The 19,579-nt window shown below is 29.9% G+C and carries 15 protein-coding genes; 12 read left to right on the plus strand and 3 right to left on the minus strand.

The features are described 5' to 3' along the window. Nucleotides 1-142 precede the first annotated feature (142 nt). Both ACK2WO_RS03725 and ACK2WO_RS03730 read right to left on the minus strand, forming a co-directional pair. Nucleotides 143-1,033: a LysR family transcriptional regulator gene (locus ACK2WO_RS03725; protein WP_414698398.1), complete on the minus strand. Its 891-nt coding sequence runs from the start codon at nucleotides 1,031-1,033 to the stop codon at nucleotides 143-145. 517 nt (nucleotides 1,034-1,550) lie between these two features. Beyond that, the gene (locus ACK2WO_RS03730) at nucleotides 1,551-3,131 is read right to left on the minus strand and encodes a putative manganese-dependent inorganic diphosphatase (RefSeq protein ID WP_178411243.1); all 1,581 of its coding nucleotides are present in this window, start codon (nucleotides 3,129-3,131) and stop codon (nucleotides 1,551-1,553) included. 450 nt (nucleotides 3,132-3,581) lie between these two features. Here ACK2WO_RS03730 and adhE point away from each other — a divergent pair, with 450 nt between their 5' ends. After that, the gene (gene adhE, locus ACK2WO_RS03735; protein ID WP_414698399.1) at nucleotides 3,582-6,218 is read left to right on the plus strand and encodes a bifunctional acetaldehyde-CoA/alcohol dehydrogenase; all 2,637 of its coding nucleotides are present in this window, start codon (nucleotides 3,582-3,584) and stop codon (nucleotides 6,216-6,218) included. Nucleotides 6,219-6,353: 135 nt separating this feature from the next. Here adhE and ACK2WO_RS03740 read toward each other — a convergent pair whose 3' ends face one another. Further along, nucleotides 6,354-7,109 (minus strand): sigma-70 family RNA polymerase sigma factor, encoded by a 756-nt coding sequence (locus tag ACK2WO_RS03740; RefSeq protein ID WP_414698400.1) that lies wholly within the window; start codon nucleotides 7,107-7,109, stop codon nucleotides 6,354-6,356. A gap of 339 nt (nucleotides 7,110-7,448) precedes the next feature. Here ACK2WO_RS03740 and ACK2WO_RS03745 point away from each other — a divergent pair, with 339 nt between their 5' ends. From ACK2WO_RS03745 to htrA, 11 genes are all read left to right on the plus strand, one after another. Next, nucleotides 7,449-8,765, plus strand: a complete 1,317-nt coding sequence (locus ACK2WO_RS03745; protein ID WP_414698401.1) for a GspE/PulE family protein — start codon at nucleotides 7,449-7,451, stop codon at nucleotides 8,763-8,765. Next, nucleotides 8,737-9,861 (plus strand): type II secretion system F family protein, encoded by a 1,125-nt coding sequence (locus ACK2WO_RS03750; protein ID WP_414698402.1) that lies wholly within the window; start codon nucleotides 8,737-8,739, stop codon nucleotides 9,859-9,861. The genes ACK2WO_RS03745 and ACK2WO_RS03750 overlap by 29 nt, the downstream gene beginning before the upstream one ends. Nucleotides 9,862-9,960: 99 nt before the next feature. Further along, nucleotides 9,961-10,353, plus strand: coding sequence for a type II secretion system protein (locus ACK2WO_RS03755; RefSeq protein ID WP_414698403.1), 393 nt, complete (start codon nucleotides 9,961-9,963; stop codon nucleotides 10,351-10,353). A 27-nt stretch (nucleotides 10,354-10,380) separates the two neighbouring features. Then, nucleotides 10,381-11,280 carry a hypothetical protein gene (locus tag ACK2WO_RS03760; protein ID WP_414698404.1) on the plus strand — a complete coding sequence of 300 codons (900 nt, stop codon included), beginning with the start codon at nucleotides 10,381-10,383 and terminating at the stop codon, nucleotides 11,278-11,280. Nucleotides 11,281-11,380: 100 nt separating this feature from the next. Then, nucleotides 11,381-11,848 carry a hypothetical protein gene (locus tag ACK2WO_RS03765; protein WP_414698405.1) on the plus strand — a complete coding sequence of 156 codons (468 nt, stop codon included), beginning with the start codon at nucleotides 11,381-11,383 and terminating at the stop codon, nucleotides 11,846-11,848. A gap of 4 nt (nucleotides 11,849-11,852) precedes the next feature. Continuing rightward, nucleotides 11,853-12,470, plus strand: a complete 618-nt coding sequence (locus tag ACK2WO_RS03770; RefSeq protein WP_414698406.1) for a hypothetical protein — start codon at nucleotides 11,853-11,855, stop codon at nucleotides 12,468-12,470. A 140-nt stretch (nucleotides 12,471-12,610) separates the two neighbouring features. After that, nucleotides 12,611-13,657 (plus strand): SEC-C metal-binding domain-containing protein, encoded by a 1,047-nt coding sequence (locus tag ACK2WO_RS03775; protein WP_414698407.1) that lies wholly within the window; start codon nucleotides 12,611-12,613, stop codon nucleotides 13,655-13,657. A gap of 202 nt (nucleotides 13,658-13,859) precedes the next feature. Further along, nucleotides 13,860-14,228 carry a hypothetical protein gene (locus tag ACK2WO_RS03780; protein ID WP_414698408.1) on the plus strand — a complete coding sequence of 123 codons (369 nt, stop codon included), beginning with the start codon at nucleotides 13,860-13,862 and terminating at the stop codon, nucleotides 14,226-14,228. Between the two features lie 183 nt (nucleotides 14,229-14,411). After that, entirely contained in the window at nucleotides 14,412-16,010 is a 1,599-nt protein-coding gene (locus tag ACK2WO_RS03785) for an NAD(P)/FAD-dependent oxidoreductase (protein WP_414698409.1), read from the plus strand. A 179-nt stretch (nucleotides 16,011-16,189) separates the two neighbouring features. Further along, a complete protein-coding gene (locus ACK2WO_RS03790) occupies nucleotides 16,190-17,818 on the plus strand; it encodes a Na/Pi symporter (RefSeq protein ID WP_178412025.1) in 1,629 nt (542 codons plus the stop codon). Between the two features lie 286 nt (nucleotides 17,819-18,104). Next, a complete protein-coding gene (htrA, locus tag ACK2WO_RS03795; protein WP_414698410.1) occupies nucleotides 18,105-19,190 on the plus strand; it encodes a serine protease HtrA in 1,086 nt (361 codons plus the stop codon). The last annotated feature ends 389 nt before the right edge of the window (nucleotides 19,191-19,579 follow it).

Here is a 19,579-nt window from a genome sequence, read left to right on the forward strand (position 1 = left end):
AGAAAATTATTGAAATATGGTATAGAGTAATGGTAAAATAGTATAGTACGAAATGTATTAAGAATATAAAGACTAAAAACAAAAACAAAGCTAAAAACAAAAAATGGCCCGATATTCAGATCGGGTCATTTTTTGTTTTTGGTTATTTATTCAAACTATCATAAGAAATTCCAAAATAATTCGCTACAAAGTAGATAAAAGTCTTTGCAGCAGGAGAAAGGTCTTTAAACTTCTTCATAGAAATGCCTAATTTTCTAGAATAACTAGGCTCTAAAGGAAGATAGTTTATTCTATGCTTTTCCTTTTCTATAACTAGCTCGGTTGAAATACTCCACCCAAGATTATTTTCTACCATGGAGATAATAGAATAATCATTTTGGGAAGAAAAACGTATCAAAGGTCTAATATTTTCGGATTTTAAAATATCGTAGACTCTATTATTATAAGATAGCTCAGGTATTATAAATTTTTGTCCGTTGAAGTTTTCTACAGGGAAAGTATTCATATTTTCTACTGAAAAAGATTTTGGGAAAATAGCTACATACTTATCTTCTAGTATATGTAAAAACTCTAACTCAGAGCTATTATCGTATTCGGAAAATGCAAAATCCACCTTTGATTCAGTTATCCAATCATTAAGATCCTTTACGCCGCCTTCTTTTAGATTAATTATTATATTTGGATGCTCCATATTAAATTTGTTTATTATATCTGGAAGCCAATTAACAGATATGCTTGAAAAAGTTCCTATATTTAGAGAACCTACCTCAAGACCTTTTATATTGAATATAAACTGCTCCAATTTTTCGTTTTCAGACATTAAAACCCTAACTTTTTGAAGGAAGTCTCTACCTATAGGTGTAAGATGAACTCCATACCTATCCCTTATAAATAATTGAAGCCCTAAATCCTTTTCTAATCTTTTTATTGAATGGCTAATTCCTGATTGAGTATAACCCAAAAGTTCTGCTGTATATGAGATACTATTTGTCTCAGCAACAGAGACGAATATCTTATAAGTGTTTATATCCATAAAATTTATCCTCCTAGTTATTAGCTTGTTTTAGATATTAATATATGTCATATCTAAAATATTTTTTTGTCGCTTTTAATATATCAGTCATCAAAGTATACTATAAATATAATAATAGTTCAATTAATAATTAAAAAACAATTTCTCTTTAGATTATAATTCTGGGACAAAATCTATTAGAATTGTTTAAAAAGAAAAGCATAATATCAATAACTGAGCTGGTTGGTATATGCAATGGGTAAAAGATTTATAATCTGGGGAAACAGGGCCAGATAAATAACTATGAGAATAAGGGAATGGTTTTATATGGGAAGATAAAGCTATTTTGTTTATTCATAAGAATTAAATCTAAGTATATATCTTAATGTGGAATATATAGCGCCCTAAATAATAAGTCTTATAACATCTAAAAAAAGTGCTGTTACATGGGAGCCTGGTAAACTCTCTTGTAACAGCACTTTTTCCGTGTAAAAAACCCTCAGTAAAACTGAGGGCGTTTTTATTTTAAAATCTTAAATTACATATTTTTAACTGCAGCAGTAAGTCCAGGAACTAACTGTTTCTTTCTTGAAACGCATCCTTCAACGAATACTCCCTGAGCTCCTTCAACGTTAAATGCTTCAGATATAACAGCATCTGGAGCTTTGTATATTAGGTAAGAACCTTCTTTGATTATATCAGTAACTGCAAGAACTAATAAATCAAAATCAGTAGAGTTTATGTAGTCAAGGAACTGATCCTGTTTAGCGAATATAGAGTCTATATCAAGAGTGAATACCTGACCTATACCAACTGTTTTGCCACTCATATCGAATTTTTTGAAGTCCATGTTTACTATTTCTTCTATTGAGAATTCGTCAAGAGAAGTTCCGTATTTGAACATGTCCATTCCGTATTTTTCCATATCAACACCAGCTATTTTAGCTAGGTCTTCACAAGCCTGTTTGTCTAATTCAGTAGTTGTAGGTGATTTGAATATTAATGTATCAGAAAGTATAGCTGATAGAAGAAGTCCTGCTATTTCAGTAGGGATTTCTACGTTGTTTTCTTTGTACATGTTGTATATTATTGTACAAGTACATCCAACAGGCATTAATCTTACTGATAGAGGAAGATCTGTTTTCATTCCACCTAGTTTGTGATGGTCAACTATTTCAAGAAGGTTAGCTGATTCAAGTCCATCTGCACTCTGTCCGTATTCGTTGTGGTCTACTAATATAACATCTTTTTTAGGTAATTTAGCTAAATCAGAAGCTGATAATACACCTACAACTTTTCCTTCTTCACCTATTACTGGGTAAAGGCATTTTTCGCAAAGGTCAAGGTCTTCTGCGTAATCAAATCTGCATACAGTACAATCACAAGGTTCAACTAATGATTCTATGCAAGCACAGTGGTTTATTGTGTTTGAAGTTTTGTAGTTGTTTGTTGGAACCATTATAACTGAAACACCATTTCTTTCTGCTTTAGCTTTTAATTCATCAGATATTTCTGTATTAGAAGTAAGTATTATTAAAGCAGCTTTGTTGTCTATAGCATATTCTATAGCTTCAAATCTGTTTCCTACTATAACTATATCTCCTGATTCAAGAGTCTCCATTACTGTTTCCATATCAAATGAAAGAGTAAATACTCTACCACTTATTTTTTCTGAACAGTTTACAACTACAGAACCATCAAGGTTTTTGCATATGTTAGTTATTGTAGTGTCTATTGTTTTGAAGTGCTGATGAAGTAATTCTTCAGCTATTTTCTTTAATGATACGCATCCAGCGAATTTTCCTTCTGCATCTGCAACAGGAACTGATTCAACACATTTAGAATTCATTAGGTTGTAAGCTTCTAATAATGAAGAATCAACGTTTAGTACGTTTTCTTTATCGAAGCAAAGGTCATTAACCTGTACTTTAACTCCATCTATTAATTTAGGAGCATCCACTTTAAAGTAGTTAAGAGCGTATTCTGCTTCCTTTCTAACTTCTCCTAGTGCACAAGCTACTGCATCCTGTCCTAATGCTCTTTTTAGGTTTGCATAAGCTATAGAAGAACAAATTGAATCTGTATCTGGGTTTTTATGCCCGAAAACTAATATACTCATCGGTATAGTCTCCTTTCGATTTTAGTAATTTGAATTTGTGAATTTCATAGATTTATTATAACATATTAGACCTATATCTTTATCATCTCTTTATAATTCTTCTAAAAAATAAAATAAAAAAATAGTGTTATAAGTTTGAAAAATTGATAGAAAAATATTAAAAACTTTCAGAAAAGGGAAAACGATTGACAACTTGCAAAATACAGAAATGTCAAAAATTAAAAAACAATTCATGAAAAAGAATGATAAAAAAATATCAAAAAAGTGTTGACTTATATCAAAAATAGGACTATTATATACTCATCGAAAGAAACAAAACAAGATAAAAACTTTGAAAAATCAAAGATTTATAGAAAAACCCTATAATTAAAAAGTTGTTAAAAAGTAGATAAAATTTAACGATAATTACATCAGATTTAACAAAAAATATCAATTCGGAGGAAAAAACAGATGACTAAGGAAGCTAAAAAAGTTGAAGAAAAAGTAGTAAGTCCAGAAATAGTAAAAGATAAAGAAACTTTTGAATTAAGACTTGCAGAAGTTAGAGAAGCTCAGAAAGAGTTAGCTAAACTTAACCAGGAACAGGTAGATAAAATATTCTTAGCAGCAGCAACAGCAGCTAACCAGGCTAGAATACCTCTAGCAAAAATGGCTCAGAAAGAAACAGGAATGGGTGTTGTTGAGGATAAAGTAATTAAAAACCACTTTGCATCTGAATATATATATAATGCATATAAAAATGAAAAAACTTGTGGAGTTATAGAAGAAGACAAAGCATTTGGATTCAAAAAAATAGCTGAACCAATAGGTGTTTTAGGAGCAGTTATACCAACAACTAACCCAACATCAACAGCTATATTCAAAATATTAATAGCATTAAAAACAAGAAATGCTATAATGATTTCTCCTCATCCAAGAGCTAAAGGATGTACAATAGAAGCAGCTAAAATAGTTCATGAAGCAGCTGTAAAAGCAGGTGCTCCAAGAGGATGTGTAGCTTGGATAGATGAACCATCATTAGAATTAACAAACTTATTAATGGCTGAAGCTGATACAATACTTGCAACAGGTGGACCTGGAATGGTTAAAGCAGCTTATTCTTCAGGAAAACCAGCTATAGGTGTTGGTGCAGGTAACGTTCCAGCAATATTAGACGAAAGCTGCGATATGAAAATGGCAGTAAGTTCAATAATAATGTCTAAATCATTCGACAATGGTATGATATGTGCATCTGAACAGTCAGTAATAGTACCTGAAAAAATGTACGAAGATGTTAAAAAAGAATTCATATATAGAGGAGCATATGTTCTAAACGCAGATGAAGCAGATAAAGTAAGAAAAATAATACTTAATGAAGCAGGTGGAGTTAACGCTAAAATAGTTGGACAGAGACCTTGCACAATAGGTAAAATGGCTGGAATAAATGTTCCAGAATCAGCAAGAATAATGATAGCTGAAGTTGATGAAGTTGAATTTGTTGAACCATTCGCTCACGAAAAATTATCTCCAGTTTTAGCTATGTATAAATATAAAACATTTGACGAAGCTGTTTATAAAGCAGAAAGATTAGTTGAACAGGGTGGATACGGACATTCTTCAGCATTATATGTTGATACTATAAAACATCCAGAAAAAGTTGATCAGTTCGCTAATGCATTAAAAACTTGTAGATTAATAATAAACTCTCCATCTTCTCATGGTGGTATAGGTGATTTATACAACTTCAAATTAAAACCATCTCTAACTTTAGGATGCGGATCTTGGGGAGGAAATGCAGTTTCTGAAAACGTAGGAATCAAACACTTAATCAATATCAAGACTGTAGCTGAAAGGAGAGAAAATATGCTTTGGTTTAGAGCTCCAGAAAAAGTTTACTTCAAAAAAGGTTGTATGGGAGTAGCTATGAGAGAATTCAAAGAAGTAATGAATAAGAAAAAAGCTTTCATAGTAACTGACTCATTCTTATATAAAAACGGATATACAAAAGCAATAACAGATTTATTAGATCAGATGGGAATAGTAACTACTACATTCTACAATGTTGCTCCAGACCCAACACTAGCTTGTGCTAAAGAAGGTGCAGAAGCAATGAGAGCATTTGAACCAGACCTAATAATAGCAGTAGGTGGAGGTTCAGCAATGGATGCTGGTAAGATAATGTGGGTATTATATGAACATCCAGAAGTAGATTTCCAGGATTTAGCAATGAGATTCATGGATATAAGAAAAAGAGTTTATACATTCCCTAAAATGGGTGAAAAAGCTTACTTCTGTGCAGTACCAACATCAGCAGGTACAGGTTCTGAAGTTACTCCATTCGCAGTTATAACAGATCAGGATACAGGTATAAAATATCCTCTAGCTGACTACGAATTAATGCCAAACATGGCTATAATAGATGCAGACTACATGATGCAGATGCCAAAAGGATTAACTGCAGCTTCAGGAATAGATGCTTTAACTCATGCATTAGAAGCTTATGTATCTATGTTAAGAACAGAACCAGCAGATGGTATGGCATTACAGGCAGGTAAAGCAATATTCAACTACCTACCAAGAGCATACAACAATGGTCCAGAAGATCCAGAAGCAAGAGAAAAAATGGCTCTAGCGTCAACAATGGCAGGTATGGCGTTTGCTAATGCATTCTTAGGTGTTTGCCACTCTATGGCTCATAAATTAGGAGCATTCCACCACGTACCACACGGTGTTGCAAATGCATTATTAATATGCGAAGTTATAAAATACAACTGCTGTGAAGCTCCATCTAAGATGGGTACTTTCCCTCAGTATAAATATCCAGATACTTTAAAGAGATATGCTGAATTTGCTTCATTCTGTGGAATATCAGGAAATACTGATAAAGAAAAAGTAGATAACTTAATAAAAGCAATAGAAGATTTAAAAGCTAAGTTAAATATACCAAAAACTATAAAAGAATTTGGTGTAGACGAAGCTAAATTCTTAGAAACTCTTGATGAAATGACTGAACAGGCATTTGACGACCAGTGTACAGGTGCTAACCCAAGATATCCATTAATGAGTGAAATAAAAGAAATGTACTTAAAAGTTTACTACGGAAAATAAGAGTAGCATTAAGACCGATTCAAATTGATAATTTTTACATATTACTAAAAAACCAAAAGAAAAACATAATCCAAAATATAGTCTAAGATAACCGAATTAAAAGACTGTCACAGAAATGTGGCAGTCTTTTTGTTTTTAGATTTTGTATTCCTTTTGAAGTAATCTTAAAGCTTTTCTTTCTATTCTAGAGACTTGTACCTGTGAAATTCCCAATATTTTACCTACTTTTTCTTGTGTGAAGTCATTGAAATACCTTAGTTTTATCACTTTTGATTCTAATTCTGGTAGGTCGTCTATTATCTCATTTAATTCTACTAAAATGGTATAATCTATCTCATCTTCTTTTACTAAGTTGTTTGAAAGATCTATTTTTATTATATCTCCGTCTAATTTTGAATCGTATATATCGAAAAATTCAACTGGAGATAGGGCTATTAAAGAGGCTTGAATCTTATCTTTATCTATATCTAAAGCTGATGAGAGCTCATCTAATGAAATTTCCTTGCCTGTTGTTTTGAAGTATTTGTCTTTATATTTTTTTACTTTCCAGTTTATGTATTTAAGCTCTCTAGAGACTTTTATTATCCCATCATCTCTCAAAAATCTTTTGATTTCACCATCAATCATTGGAACTGCATAGCTAGAAAACATAAATCCTAGGCTAGGTTTGAATCTGTTTATTGCTTTTAGAAGTCCAATACAACCAAGCTGAATTAAATCCTCGCGATCCAATCCACTAGGTAAAAATTTTAGAATGGCCTTATTTACAAGTCCAATATTCAATTTTATTAATTTATTTTTAGAAATTAAATCGCCCTTTTGTGCAGAATTGATTAGTTCTAACATGTTGTTGTAGTCTATAACCTTTGTATAGAATTCACTTTTTTCCATTTTAAATATCTCCTATGCGTGTATGTGTGTGTAAATTTATAAGTTATATGAATAAAAAATAAAAAATATGAATTCATAAAATAATATATAAAAAATTTAGTAGCTACAATCATAGAATATCAAAAAACACGAAAGAAATTTTAATATAAAGACAGTGAAAAAATCGTAGGATAAACTTTTAAAATATAAAATTTATAAATCTCTATAAATTTGTAAAAAATTGTCAAAGTTGTATACCAAAAAAAATATTTTCTGAAAATAAGAATATGTGAATATGTCAGATGAAAGTGTCGATAATAAAAATAGAATGACTTTTAAATTAAAAATTTTATAAAAGGAGTGATTTTATTGAAAGTTGGAATTCCCAAGAAAATATCCATAAAATACAATGCATATCTTTTAGACGAGACAGATACAACTGTAACGGTTGAGACATCAGAGGAAAGTATAGAGCTTATACAAGATATTAGGCTAGCTACAGGAAAAGAACCTATCATAGTAAAAAACACTGAAGAAAATATAAGAAAAAAGATAAATATGCGATACGATTCAAATATGGAGGACAGCGAAGATAGGGCTCAAAGATTATTCAAAAGAATAACTGAGTTTTCGATTCGAGAAAATATAAGTGATATACACATTGAGCCTTTTGAAGAAGAGTTTAGGATTAGACTGAGGAGAGATGGAAAACTAGAACTTTATGACAAATTTTCTATGGCTTTTTATCCAGAATTTGTATCTTTTATAAAATTAAAATCAGGAATGGACATAGCTGAAAAAAGGATACCTCAGGATGGAAGACTAGGATTGTTTGAAAATGGAGCAGATGTAGATGTTAGGGTTTCTTCAATACCTACTGTAAATGGCGAAAAGATAGTTATGAGAATTTTGAATAAAAATATATTTATAGAAAATATATCTAAGCCAGATTTTTCAAAAGATGAGATGGAGTTAGTATCGAAAATAATATCTAAAAAATCTGGAATAATTCTTGTCTGTGGTCCAACTGGAAGTGGTAAAACAACTACTGTATATTCAATTATAAAAAAACTTATGGACTTAGAGAGAAATATCACTACAATAGAGAATCCAATTGAATATAAGATAGATGGAATTAATCAAATTCAAGTAAATGAAAAAGTTGGTTTAACTTTTGAAAAAGGACTTAGGTCAATACTAAGGCAGGATCCAGATATTATCATGATAGGTGAAATAAGAGATACAGAAACAGCAGAGATAGCAGTTAGAGCAGCTATAACAGGACACCTTGTTATAAGTACTCTACATACTGAAGATGCTGTGTCTGCTATTATAAGACTTTCCGATATGGGGATAAAACCATATTTGATAAAAGCTTCATTAATAGGCGTTATAGCTCAAAAATTAGCTAGAAAAAAATGTAAATACTGCAAAAATATTGGTGGGATTGTTGAAAAATGTGAAGTCTGCCATGGAAGGGGATATATTGGAAGAACTGCTATACACGAAATTATGAATTTAGATGATAGAGTAAAAAGTCATATAAAAGATAACTTAGATAAGGATATTATGAGAAATGTAGCTGAAAAATCTGGGATGATTACATTTGAAAAAAGTATAGAAAAACTTTTAAAGGATGAGGTTTTGGATGAAAGAGAAGTATATAGCTTGGTTTAAAGATTTAAAAATAAAAGAATTTGAAAATATTGATTTGTCTATACTTGAAGATTTTATTAAACCTAAAAAAATTAAAAGTAAAGAACTTAGAGTTATATGTAGTCAAATGTCTATATTGTTGGATTCTGGAGCTAGTATAGATGATATTTTAGAGGCAATAGGGAATCAGCAAAATAAAAAATATAAAGAATGTTTTTTGAAATCTACAAGAAATATAAAAAAAGGATATTCTATAGAAAATTCTTTTAGAAGTAGTGAATTATTTAGTGAATTTTTTTTGAGTATGATTAGATGTGGAGAAAATTCAGGAAAGCTAAGCACTGTACTAAAGGATATGTCTGAATACTATGAAAGAGATTATAGGGTTAAGTCGAAATTAAAATCTATTATGATTTATCCAGCTATACTTTTTATTATGATGATAGTTGCTGTTATTTTCATAATGTATGCAGTTATACCAAATTTTGCCTTGGTATTTGATAGCAACAATATAAAGCCTCCATTTTTCAGTTATATTGTGATAACGAGTATGCTTTTTATGAGAGAATATATGAATATTTTAGTGCCTATATTTATTTTAATACCTGTATTGATTTATATTTTGATAAAAAGTAATACAGAAAATATGGATAAAATAGATAAATTAAAATGTAAGCTTCCTCTATGGAATAAATACTATATGATGTCTGTTACGGCAAGTTTTTCTAGAAATATGTACATAATGTTAAAAAGTGGGATACCTATTATAAATTCTGTTGAAATTGCTTCAGATATAATAAGAAACAATTATATAAAAAAGCAATTAGAAATATCTCTTAGATATATAAATAAAGGTAGTAGTATTTCAAAATCAATAGATTTAGCTAGTGTATTTCCAGATGTTTTAATATCAATGTTAAAAAATGGAGAAGAAAGTGGGAATATAGAAAAAAGCTTTCAATATATAAACACATTCTTTGAAAATGAGTTAGATATAATGACAGATAGGATTATAAGGCTTATAGAGCCTGCAATAACTATAATTATGGGTCTTGTTATAGGTGGGTTAATAATAGCTATAGTAATGCCTATGTTTGATGCAATTACCGCAATTTAAAAGTTCATTCTAAAAATAAAAATCATGGCTAATACAAATATTACTGTAAATGTCCGGCAATTAATCTTGATTGTCGGACTCAAAATCAGGAGGGTAATTATGAAAAAGAATTTAAAAAATAAAAAAAAGAGACAAGGATTTACACTTGTCGAGATGATAATAGTAGTTACTATACTTGGAATTTTAGCAAGTATTGCAATTGTAAAATATGGAAAAGTAGAAGCTAATGCAAGAAAAAACATAGACTATACAAATGCAGCAAATATAGCATCAGCTGCAACAATAGCAATGAGTGAAGGGGTCCCATCAGATCAAATAACAGTATCTAATTTATTAACAAAAGGATACTTAAATAGCGAACCAGTACCTCAGAGTGTTGACGGAGATTTTACAATAGAGGTTAGCGAAGAAGGCAAAAGCGTAAGTGTAAAAGTAAATGATATAGAAATGTATCCAAAGCCAAAAGAAGAAGCTAAGGGCGAACTGCAATAAAACTAAGAAGAAAAGTAGGTAATAAATATGAAAAAAGAAGAAGTAGAGCTAAACTTATACCCTACAAAATCAAAATGTAAAATAATATTTTTTACAAAAAATGGAAGAAAGATAAAAATCCTATCAAATATAGAAAAGAAAATTACTCTGGATAATAGAATATTTATAGAAAAAACGTTTAGAGATAAATATATAGAAGAATTATCTAATTGCATAATAAATGAAGGTTTAAAATATGGAAAATGTAAATCTGTATTCATAAACATACAAGAAAGCGACATAATACTTAAAAATATAAAAATAGATTCTGCAATTAAAAAGAAAGATATAATCAAGGCTGTAGATATAGAGATAAAGGAATTCTGCTCTAGAACATTTAATGATTACTTTGTCGATTATAAGATATTAGATAGTAATAAAGAGGATACAGAGATTCAAGTTATATTATTTCCAAAAAAATATGTAGATTTATTTTCTGAACTATGCGATAGAATAGGCATTGAAAATAGGGCAATGCACACAAATGTCAACTTGCTAGAAAGACTATTAAAAATCAAGGGAGAAGATATTATGGAAAATATGATAAAAATGGAAAAAGAGCATACATCAACTGGGGAAGTAATGGAAATGGGTGTTATAGAATTTAGGGATGATGACTTAGTTGTAAGTGTATATGCAAAACAAAAGGTAAAATACTGTTGTGTAATAAAAAAAGAAGAATTCACTGATGAATTGGCGGATAAAATATTTGAAAAATGTGTTGGAATAATAGGTCTTGGAAATACAAACGCAGACGATTTACAAATATATTATAGACTTTGTAAATTATGTAATATAGATTTTGAAGAAGATGTTGAGTTTGTACAAGATTTTAAAAATGTATCTCCAGAAGAATTTTTCCAAATTGCTGCTAAAAAACTAAACTAATATCAAAATAAAAATCATATAAAAAGAAAGAATATAAAGAAAACAAGATTAACTAAAAAGAAAATATTTAAAAAATAGCTTTAAATAATGAGGAAAGAAAATGATATTAAATAAGAACAGATTTCTAAAGGAAAATGGACTAAAAGACTACTTTGAATATAAAAGGAAAAGTAGTATAAGCATAACAAGAATAGCTTCTATGGTCGTGTTCTTTCTTATTATTTTCAATATTATAAGTGGGATAATAGAAATAAAAAACATTCAAAACTATATAATCGAGAATCAAACTAATGACAATATCTTGATAAATTCACAAAATGAGCATAAACAAAATAACAATAATAAAAGAATAAACATGGGGAATGTAAGGAAAATATTTGAAACAGTAGGAGAGGAAAATTTGGATAGTATGTATGTAGACCAGGAAAGTGCCCAGGTAATAGGAAAATCTAAGGATATGAAAACTATAGAAATACTTATGAAAAACAAAATACTGAAAGAATCTTACATTAAAAGAATAGAAGGCGGAAGTGTTTACACTTTTGAGATAGATTCTGGAAATAGGTAAACCAATGAACAAAAAAAGACAATTATCTAAAATAATTCTTCTACTGTTTCTTTTTATCTTAACAAATATTTTTATAATAACTCCAATAAAAGAAAGAAAACAACTACTAGAAACAGAAAAATATAAAATAGATCAAGAAATAAAAGAAGTAGAGCGGTACAAAAAACAGACAGAAATATTAAAAAAAGAAGCTAAAAAAAAGAAAGTTATAACAGTATTTGGTGGAAAAGACGATATAATCGAAATTCAAAACACAATAGGAAGAATAGTAAATATTCAAAGTATAGAAAACACAGTTCAATTAAATGAAGATGGAGCGAGGGTATCAAATATAAGTATAAAATTCGTTGGAACATATCAGGAAATATTTAAAGTAGTTGATGCACTTAATTCTAGAGGAATCGAAAAAAATATAAAAAGCTTTAGTGTATCCAAAATAAGTCAATCAAACATCGACTCATCAGAAAAAAATAAAAGTACAATTAAAAACATAGAAGAAATAAAAAACAAATCAGATACAAAAGAACATAAGCAGGAAACTACACAAGATAACAACCGTCGAGAAACTAATAAAAGTCCGTCGACAAAGTTTGAATGTGTCCTAAAAATTAGCAAAATATAAAAAAATGCTCCCTCAAGCAAAAATATAATGCATTTAATCAAAATAAATCAATTTTTTTGTAGATTGATATTGCAAATAATGATAGAATAATAAGATGTGTATTGTATTATTAAAAAATAATAAGGGAGTGAAATTGAAAAGTGATATTAAATAGAAACGATAAATGCTACTGTGGAAGTGGCAAAAAATATAAAAACTGTTGTATGGAAAAAGATTTAGAACAGGAAAGATACAACAGAAGATTAACAGAAGCTCAGAAGCAGTATGCGGAAATATATACAAAAATATATAGATACTCAAGAGATGAAAGATTTGCTAATGAAATGAATAATGCTGAGGATTTATTCTACATATTAAAAACAGACGGTGTAAAAGCTAGATTTGAAAAATTCTTCAACACATTCTTCATAAGCGACCATGTTCTTGAACAAGGAATAACAATAGCTCAGTGTTATCCAGTAGAAAACAAAATAACTGACAACGAAAAAAGAATAATACAGAGTTTAATAAGTTCTTACTCTAGTATATATACAATAGTTAAAAAAGAAAAAGAAAGCGTATTATTAAGAGACTGCTTCCTAGGTGAAGAAGTAGCTGTCGACGATGTAAAAATACTTAAAGATTTTGAAGAAGGCGATACAATAATAGCTAGAATAGTAGAAGTAAGTGGTGTAAAACTTCTTATAGACATAACTGTTAAAATAGTAGAATCAACTGGTAAATTCATGGTTGAAGATATAGAAAGACTATATGAACAGAACAAAGAAGACTGGCCAAACAAAAAAATATTCTTATGCTACCATACATACGTATTCTACAGATATTTACAGCAGCTTTTAGATGAAGAAGTATCTAACTATGTTAGAGAAAATTTAATAGCTAAAGCAAATAATGAAGCTACAGAATCAAAAGAAACAAAAGAAGAAACTACAGAAGATGATGGAAGCGTAATGGCTATAATAAACAAATTTGTAGAAGATGAATACAAAGAAAAATGTGCTTCATTCTGGAAAGAGTACGAAGCAAGCCATGAAGAAATCAAAGGATCTGAATTAGGTTGGGCAGCTGCAGTAGAATACCTTGTTAAAAAAGAAGAAGGTGTTTCTGTAACTCAGGCTAGCATATCTAAAAAATACGATATAAGTGCAAGTACAATAGGAAAAAGAGCTAAAGAATTAAAAGCTTAGTATAAGTTTTTTAATTGAATTAATATAATTGTATTAGATTTTATTTAATATTAGCATAAAATATTATTTAATATTTAGTGTAAGATTTTATTTAATCTTAATACAAAATAAAAAAAATTTTTATATCAGTACTCTTGATGTTATAGTATAATATATTTAATAGATAAACTAGATAACATCTAAAAAGAGAGGGTATAAAATTATGAGTTTAAAATTAGGAAATGCCATAGCAGTGGCAACAGATTATATAAAATCAAATCCAGCTGTACCAGTTTACAAAGATGGAGAAAATCTATATGCAGTAATATACCATATAGAAATTGGTTACAACAAAAACCACGAATCTAACGTAAAACAGTACATAATAATAGATTACAAAGATTTTTCTTTATCAGAAGCAGAAAGAAACGAATTAATAGATTTAGCTAAATCTTACTGCGAATCAAAAGGTATAGAAAATAACGAAAATCTTGAAATAAACTTACTTGATAATGAAGAAGCAGAAAACTTCATTGAAAAAGTATTTAACAACATGAAAGTAATAAGAGGTCTTATAACTAAGAAGTGTTAAGGTCGTCTAACTAGTTTGTATTTAATTAATGTCGAATGGCATGATTGCTGTTCGGCATTATTTTAAATACCGATTTTTAGACGGCCTTTTTTAAGGTCAAAAGCTAAAAATAAAATAGAAATAAATAATTTTAATATTAAAATAGAGAAATAGGAACAGATAATTAAAAGAAAGGAGAAAATTATGCTAAGAGTATCAAACCTAAAGCTTACAATAGATGAAGATATAAGCATACTAAAAAAATTAGTAATAAAAAAACTAGGTATAAAAGAAAATGAATTAGTAAAATACAGCATATACAAAGAATCAATTGATGCTAGAAAAAAAGGCAATATGATGTTTGTTTACACTGTAGATGTAGAATTAAAAAATGAAGATAAAGTGCTTAAAAGAAAGCATAAAGATGTAGTACAGGTTAAACAAAAATCATATATAGGCGTTAAGAGTGGAAATATAGGGCCAAAAGGAAAAATTGCTGTAATAGGTAGTGGGCCTGCTGGATTATTTGCATCTCTTTTATTAGCTCAAAACGGATACTGCCCAATAATGATTGAAAGAGGGGCAGATGTAGATAAAAGAACTGATGATGTAAATAACTTCTGGAAAAATAGAATATTTAATAAAAAATCAAACGTACAGTTTGGTGAAGGTGGAGCGGGAACATTCTCAGACGGTAAGCTAACTACAAGAGCTAAGGACATAAGATGTAGAAAAGTTCTTGAAGAGCTGGTAAATCACGATGCACCTTCAGAAATACTTTACTCTCATAAGCCACATGTTGGGACAGATATACTAAAAAATGTCGTTAAAAATATAAGAGAGGATATTAAACACCTAGGTGGAGAGGTTAGATTTGAATCTCAGGTTACAGATATATGTATAGAAAACAACAAAATAACTAGTATAACAATAAACGACAGCGAAAAAATAGAAGTAGAAGCTGCGATACTTGCAATAGGACACAGTGCAAGAGATACTTATGAGATGCTTTACAAAAGAGGAGTTACAATAATTCAGAAGCCTTTTGCAATAGGTGCTAGAATAGAACATCCTCAGCAGATGATAAATAAATCTCAGTACGGAGAATATTACAATCATCCTAGACTTGGAGCTGCGGACTACAGATTAATAGAGCATACTTCTAATGGAAGAACAGCCTACACATTCTGTATGTGCCCTGGAGGAAGTGTAATAGCATCGGCCTCAGAGGAAAATGAGGTTGTAACAAACGGAATGAGTGAACACAGCAGAGATAAAGAAAATGCAAACAGTGCACTTTTAGTAAATGTATCTCCTGAAGATTTTGATAGCGACTATCCACTCGCGGGGGTAGAATTCCAGAGAAAATACGAGCAGCTTGCATTTAAATTAGGTGGAGAAAATTACAACGCACCAGCTCAGCTTGTAGGAGATTTCCTAAAAGATAAGGCATCTACTAGTATAGGAGATGTAAATCCTTCATACAATCCAGGGATAACTTTAACATCTCTTGATGAATGTCTACCTGGATTTGTAGTTGAAACTATGAAAGAAGGAATTATTAAGCTAGGTAGAAAATTAGAAGGATTTGATATGCACGATGCAATACTTACAGGTGTAGAGACTAGATCATCTTCTCCAATAAGAATTGTGAGAAATGAAGAAACTCTTGAAGCTATGAATGTAGCTGGACTTTACCCATGTGGTGAAGGGGCAGGATATGCTGGAGGTATTGTAACTGCGGCGGTAGATGGAATAAAATGTGCTGAAAAAATAATCGAAAAATATAAAAGTGTAAAATAAAAATATAAAATTGAATTTGAAAAGTATAAAAACATCAGAAATTACAATGTTAAATTTGTTATGTTTTCTTAACATTTTTAACATGGATTTAACTAAACTAATCTTTGAATTTGCTATTATAAAATTGATATGCAAAAGAAAAACGAATAGAAATAATCTATAACGGAGGAGGTAATATTTTGAGCATAGTAATAAGTCTAATGGGAGGACTTGGTCTTTTCCTATATGGTATGAACCTTATGGGGGAAGGATTACAAAAATCTGCCGGGACAAAATTAAAAGCGATAATAAAACTTTTGACAAGTAATATATTTATGGGAGTACTTGTTGGTACTGGTGTTACAGCTGTTATACAGAGTTCAAGTGCTACTACAGTAATGGTTGTTGGTTTCGTTAATGCAGGAATCATGACATTAAAACAGGCAATAGGAGTTATAATGGGGGCAAATATAGGTACAACTGTTACAGCACAGTTGGTATCATTCAACCTTAATGGTATGGCTCCAGTAGCTCTTGGAATAGGGATAGTACTTTATTTATTTGGTAAAAATCCAAAAATAAAACATATATCAGAAATCCTTATAGGATTTGGTATGTTATTTACAGGTATGGAATTCATGAAAGATGCTGTTGAACCTTTAAGAGATTACAAAGGATTCACAGATATGCTAGTTTCATTTGGACAGTATCCAATTTTAGGATTATTACTAGGGTTCGGTATAACTGCTATAGTTCAGAGTTCAAGTGCTTCAATGGGTATGTTAGTTGCATTAGCTGCTGAAGGTTTAATACCTCTAAATGCAGCATTACCAATACTTTATGGTCAGAACATAGGTACTTGTGTTACTTCACTACTTTCAAGTATTGGTGCAAATAAAAATGCCAAGAGGGCTGCGGTAATACACTTGATATTCAACGTACTTGGAACTGTATTATTCTTAATATTCCTTAATAGACCAGTTGTTTCATTAGTTACAGGAATGGATCCAGGAAATGTTGCAAGACAGATAGCAAATACTCATACATTATTCAACATAATATCTGTTTTAATATTACTTCCATTCAACAACTTTATAATTAAGTTAGCTATGAGAATAATCCCAGACAAGGCTGAGGATGAAGAAGATGTTAAAACAGTTAAATACATCGATGATAAGATGCTTGAAATACCTTCAATAGCTCTTATCAATACTATAAAAGAAACATATAGAATGGGCAACAAAGCTAAAGAAAGTTTAGACTGCTCAATATCAGCTATAATTGAAAAATCTGATGAGTATTTAGGAAAAGTTTTTGTTAAGGAAGAAACTGTAAACGAACTTCAGAAAATAATACTTAACTATCTTCTAAAATTATCAAAAACTGCAGCATTAGATGAAGATTCAAGAGAGGCTGTAGACAACCTATTCAACACAGTAAATGATATAGAAAGAATAGGAGATCATGCTAAAAACATAGCAGAACTTTCTCAGATAATGATAGACGGAGACCTAGAATTCTCTGAACAAGGAAAGAATCAGTTAGAAGAAATATACAATTACGTAATATCTGCATACAATAGTGCATTAGAAGCGTTCAAAAATGACGATATAAACTTAGCATACAAAGTATTCCGGATAGAAGAAAAAGTAGATATGATGGAAAAAACTTGTAGAGCAAGCCATATGTACAGATTAAACAACAACCTTTGTAGTATAGATAATGGTGTTGTATTCCTTGATATAATAACAGCCCTTGAAAGAGTATCAGACCATGCTGTTAATATAGCTAAGAGAGTTATAGCTCAGAAAAAACACGTTGTAGAATAAAATATAATATATAAATAATTGAGACTGTTGCAAATTTGCAATGGTCTCTTTTTGTATATAGATAATCTCCAATTAAATTGTATGTAGGAAGCCTTCAGTTAAACTGGAGTTTTTTTATGAAAAATATATTCTTTTAAGTTTTAGTTAAGCTAATGATAATATAATGAAATCATCAAAGGAGAGTAAATCCTTTAAAGAGATTTCTTTTTTATAGAAATTAAAGAATAAGAAAATTTATCTAATTGAGATATGAGATAAAAAATTAGACGGAATGGAGTGGAAATTTATGAAATTAAAAAACAAAGGAATAGGATTAATAGTAGTGGTTGCGGTAATAAGTTCGATATTAGGTAGTTCTCTTACACTATTCGCACTTAAAGATAAAATAGGAAGTGGCAGTTCACAGTCATCAAATATAGTAGTAAGTGAAGATTCAAAGAGCCAAAATGTTTATCAGGCGGTTGCTAAAAAAGCAACTCCTTCAGTTGTAGGTATAACAACAACTAGTGTGAGTCAGGACAATATGTTTGCTATACCACAGGAAACACAGGGTGTTGGTACTGGTATAATAGTTGATTCAAACGGATACATATTAACAAATTCACATGTTGTATCTGATGGGGATGCAACAAAGGTAAGTGTACTATTCAGTGACGGTTCAGATATAGACGGTAAGGTTATATGGTACGATTCTCAGATGGACTTAGCTATGGTAAAAGTAGATAAAACAGGACTTACAGCAGCAGATTTAGGAAATAGCGATGATGTAGCTGTTGGTGATATATCAATAGCAATAGGTAACCCACTTGGATTAGACCTTCAGAAGAGTGTAACTCAGGGTATAATAAGTGGACTTGATAGAACAATAAGCACAAGCCAGTCAACAAATATGACAGGTCTAATTCAGACAGATGCAAGTATAAACTCTGGTAACAGTGGTGGGCCATTATTAAACGAAAAAGGTCAGGTAATCGGTATAAATACAGCTAAAGCATCTCAGGGTGAAGGCTTAGGATTTGCAATTCCAATAAATACAGCTAAGAACATAATAAATAAAGTTATAAAAGACGGTAACTACGAAAAAGTTACTTTAGGTATAAAAGGAACAGATTTAGAAACATATGAACAGGCTGTTGGACAGGATTTAACAGGAGATAGCGGAGTATATGTAGCAGAAGTTACTTCAGGATCTTCAGCTGAAAAAGCAAAAATGGCAGCAGGAGATATAATAATAAAATTAGGAAATACTGAAATAACTAGTATGAACGATTTAAATAAAGCTTTATACGGATATAGTAATGGTGATAAAGCAGAAATAACTGTACTTAGAAATGGTAGAGAACAGAAATTGACAGTTACATTTTCTAAATAAATGATAGATGTAAATTAAAAAGTGAAAAAAATGAGAAAAATTATTATAATTATGAAATAAATTATTCATTTTCTACACCCCTTTTTATAAAAAAATATATAGAGAAAAAATTTATATGGATTTTTTAATACTGTAATAAAAATATATTACAGTATTTTTTTGCTATGAAAAAAATTGTAAAAAACAACTATAAAAATAAAATATAGAAAAATAAAATATAAAAATCTAGTGAAATCAATGCTTCCGACTATATGCTAAGAAAACGATATTTTTTTGTTATTAATAAAATAATAACAATATTATATTGGTATTGCAGGTTTGTGAAATATTATGGACTTTAAAAATGTCATGTGATAATATTCAGTTATAAGGTTATTGTTTTAGATAAG

The sequence above is a fragment of the Peptacetobacter sp. AB845 genome (assembly GCF_047528295.1).
Classification (GTDB): domain Bacteria; phylum Bacillota; class Clostridia; order Peptostreptococcales; family Peptostreptococcaceae; genus Peptacetobacter.

What these genes read in the sequence shown, in the direction of transcription:
- ACK2WO_RS03725 (WP_414698398.1), bottom strand. Translation starts at nt 1,033, where the DNA reads ATGGATATAAACACTTATAAGATATTCGTCTCTGTTGCTGAGACAAAT.
- ACK2WO_RS03730 (WP_178411243.1), bottom strand. Translation starts at nt 3,131, where the DNA reads ATGAGTATATTAGTTTTCGGGCATAAAAACCCAGATACAGATTCAATT.
- adhE (WP_414698399.1), top strand. Translation starts at nt 3,582, where the DNA reads ATGACTAAGGAAGCTAAAAAAGTTGAAGAAAAAGTAGTAAGTCCAGAA.
- ACK2WO_RS03740 (WP_414698400.1), bottom strand. Translation starts at nt 7,109, where the DNA reads ATGGAAAAAAGTGAATTCTATACAAAGGTTATAGACTACAACAACATG.
- ACK2WO_RS03750 (WP_414698402.1), top strand. Translation starts at nt 8,737, where the DNA reads ATGAAAGAGAAGTATATAGCTTGGTTTAAAGATTTAAAAATAAAAGAA.
- ACK2WO_RS03755 (WP_414698403.1), top strand. Translation starts at nt 9,961, where the DNA reads ATGAAAAAGAATTTAAAAAATAAAAAAAAGAGACAAGGATTTACACTT.
- ACK2WO_RS03760 (WP_414698404.1), top strand. Translation starts at nt 10,381, where the DNA reads ATGAAAAAAGAAGAAGTAGAGCTAAACTTATACCCTACAAAATCAAAA.
- ACK2WO_RS03765 (WP_414698405.1), top strand. Translation starts at nt 11,381, where the DNA reads ATGATATTAAATAAGAACAGATTTCTAAAGGAAAATGGACTAAAAGAC.
- ACK2WO_RS03770 (WP_414698406.1), top strand. Translation starts at nt 11,853, where the DNA reads ATGAACAAAAAAAGACAATTATCTAAAATAATTCTTCTACTGTTTCTT.
- ACK2WO_RS03780 (WP_414698408.1), top strand. Translation starts at nt 13,860, where the DNA reads ATGAGTTTAAAATTAGGAAATGCCATAGCAGTGGCAACAGATTATATA.
- ACK2WO_RS03785 (WP_414698409.1), top strand. Translation starts at nt 14,412, where the DNA reads ATGCTAAGAGTATCAAACCTAAAGCTTACAATAGATGAAGATATAAGC.
- htrA (WP_414698410.1), top strand. Translation starts at nt 18,105, where the DNA reads ATGAAATTAAAAAACAAAGGAATAGGATTAATAGTAGTGGTTGCGGTA.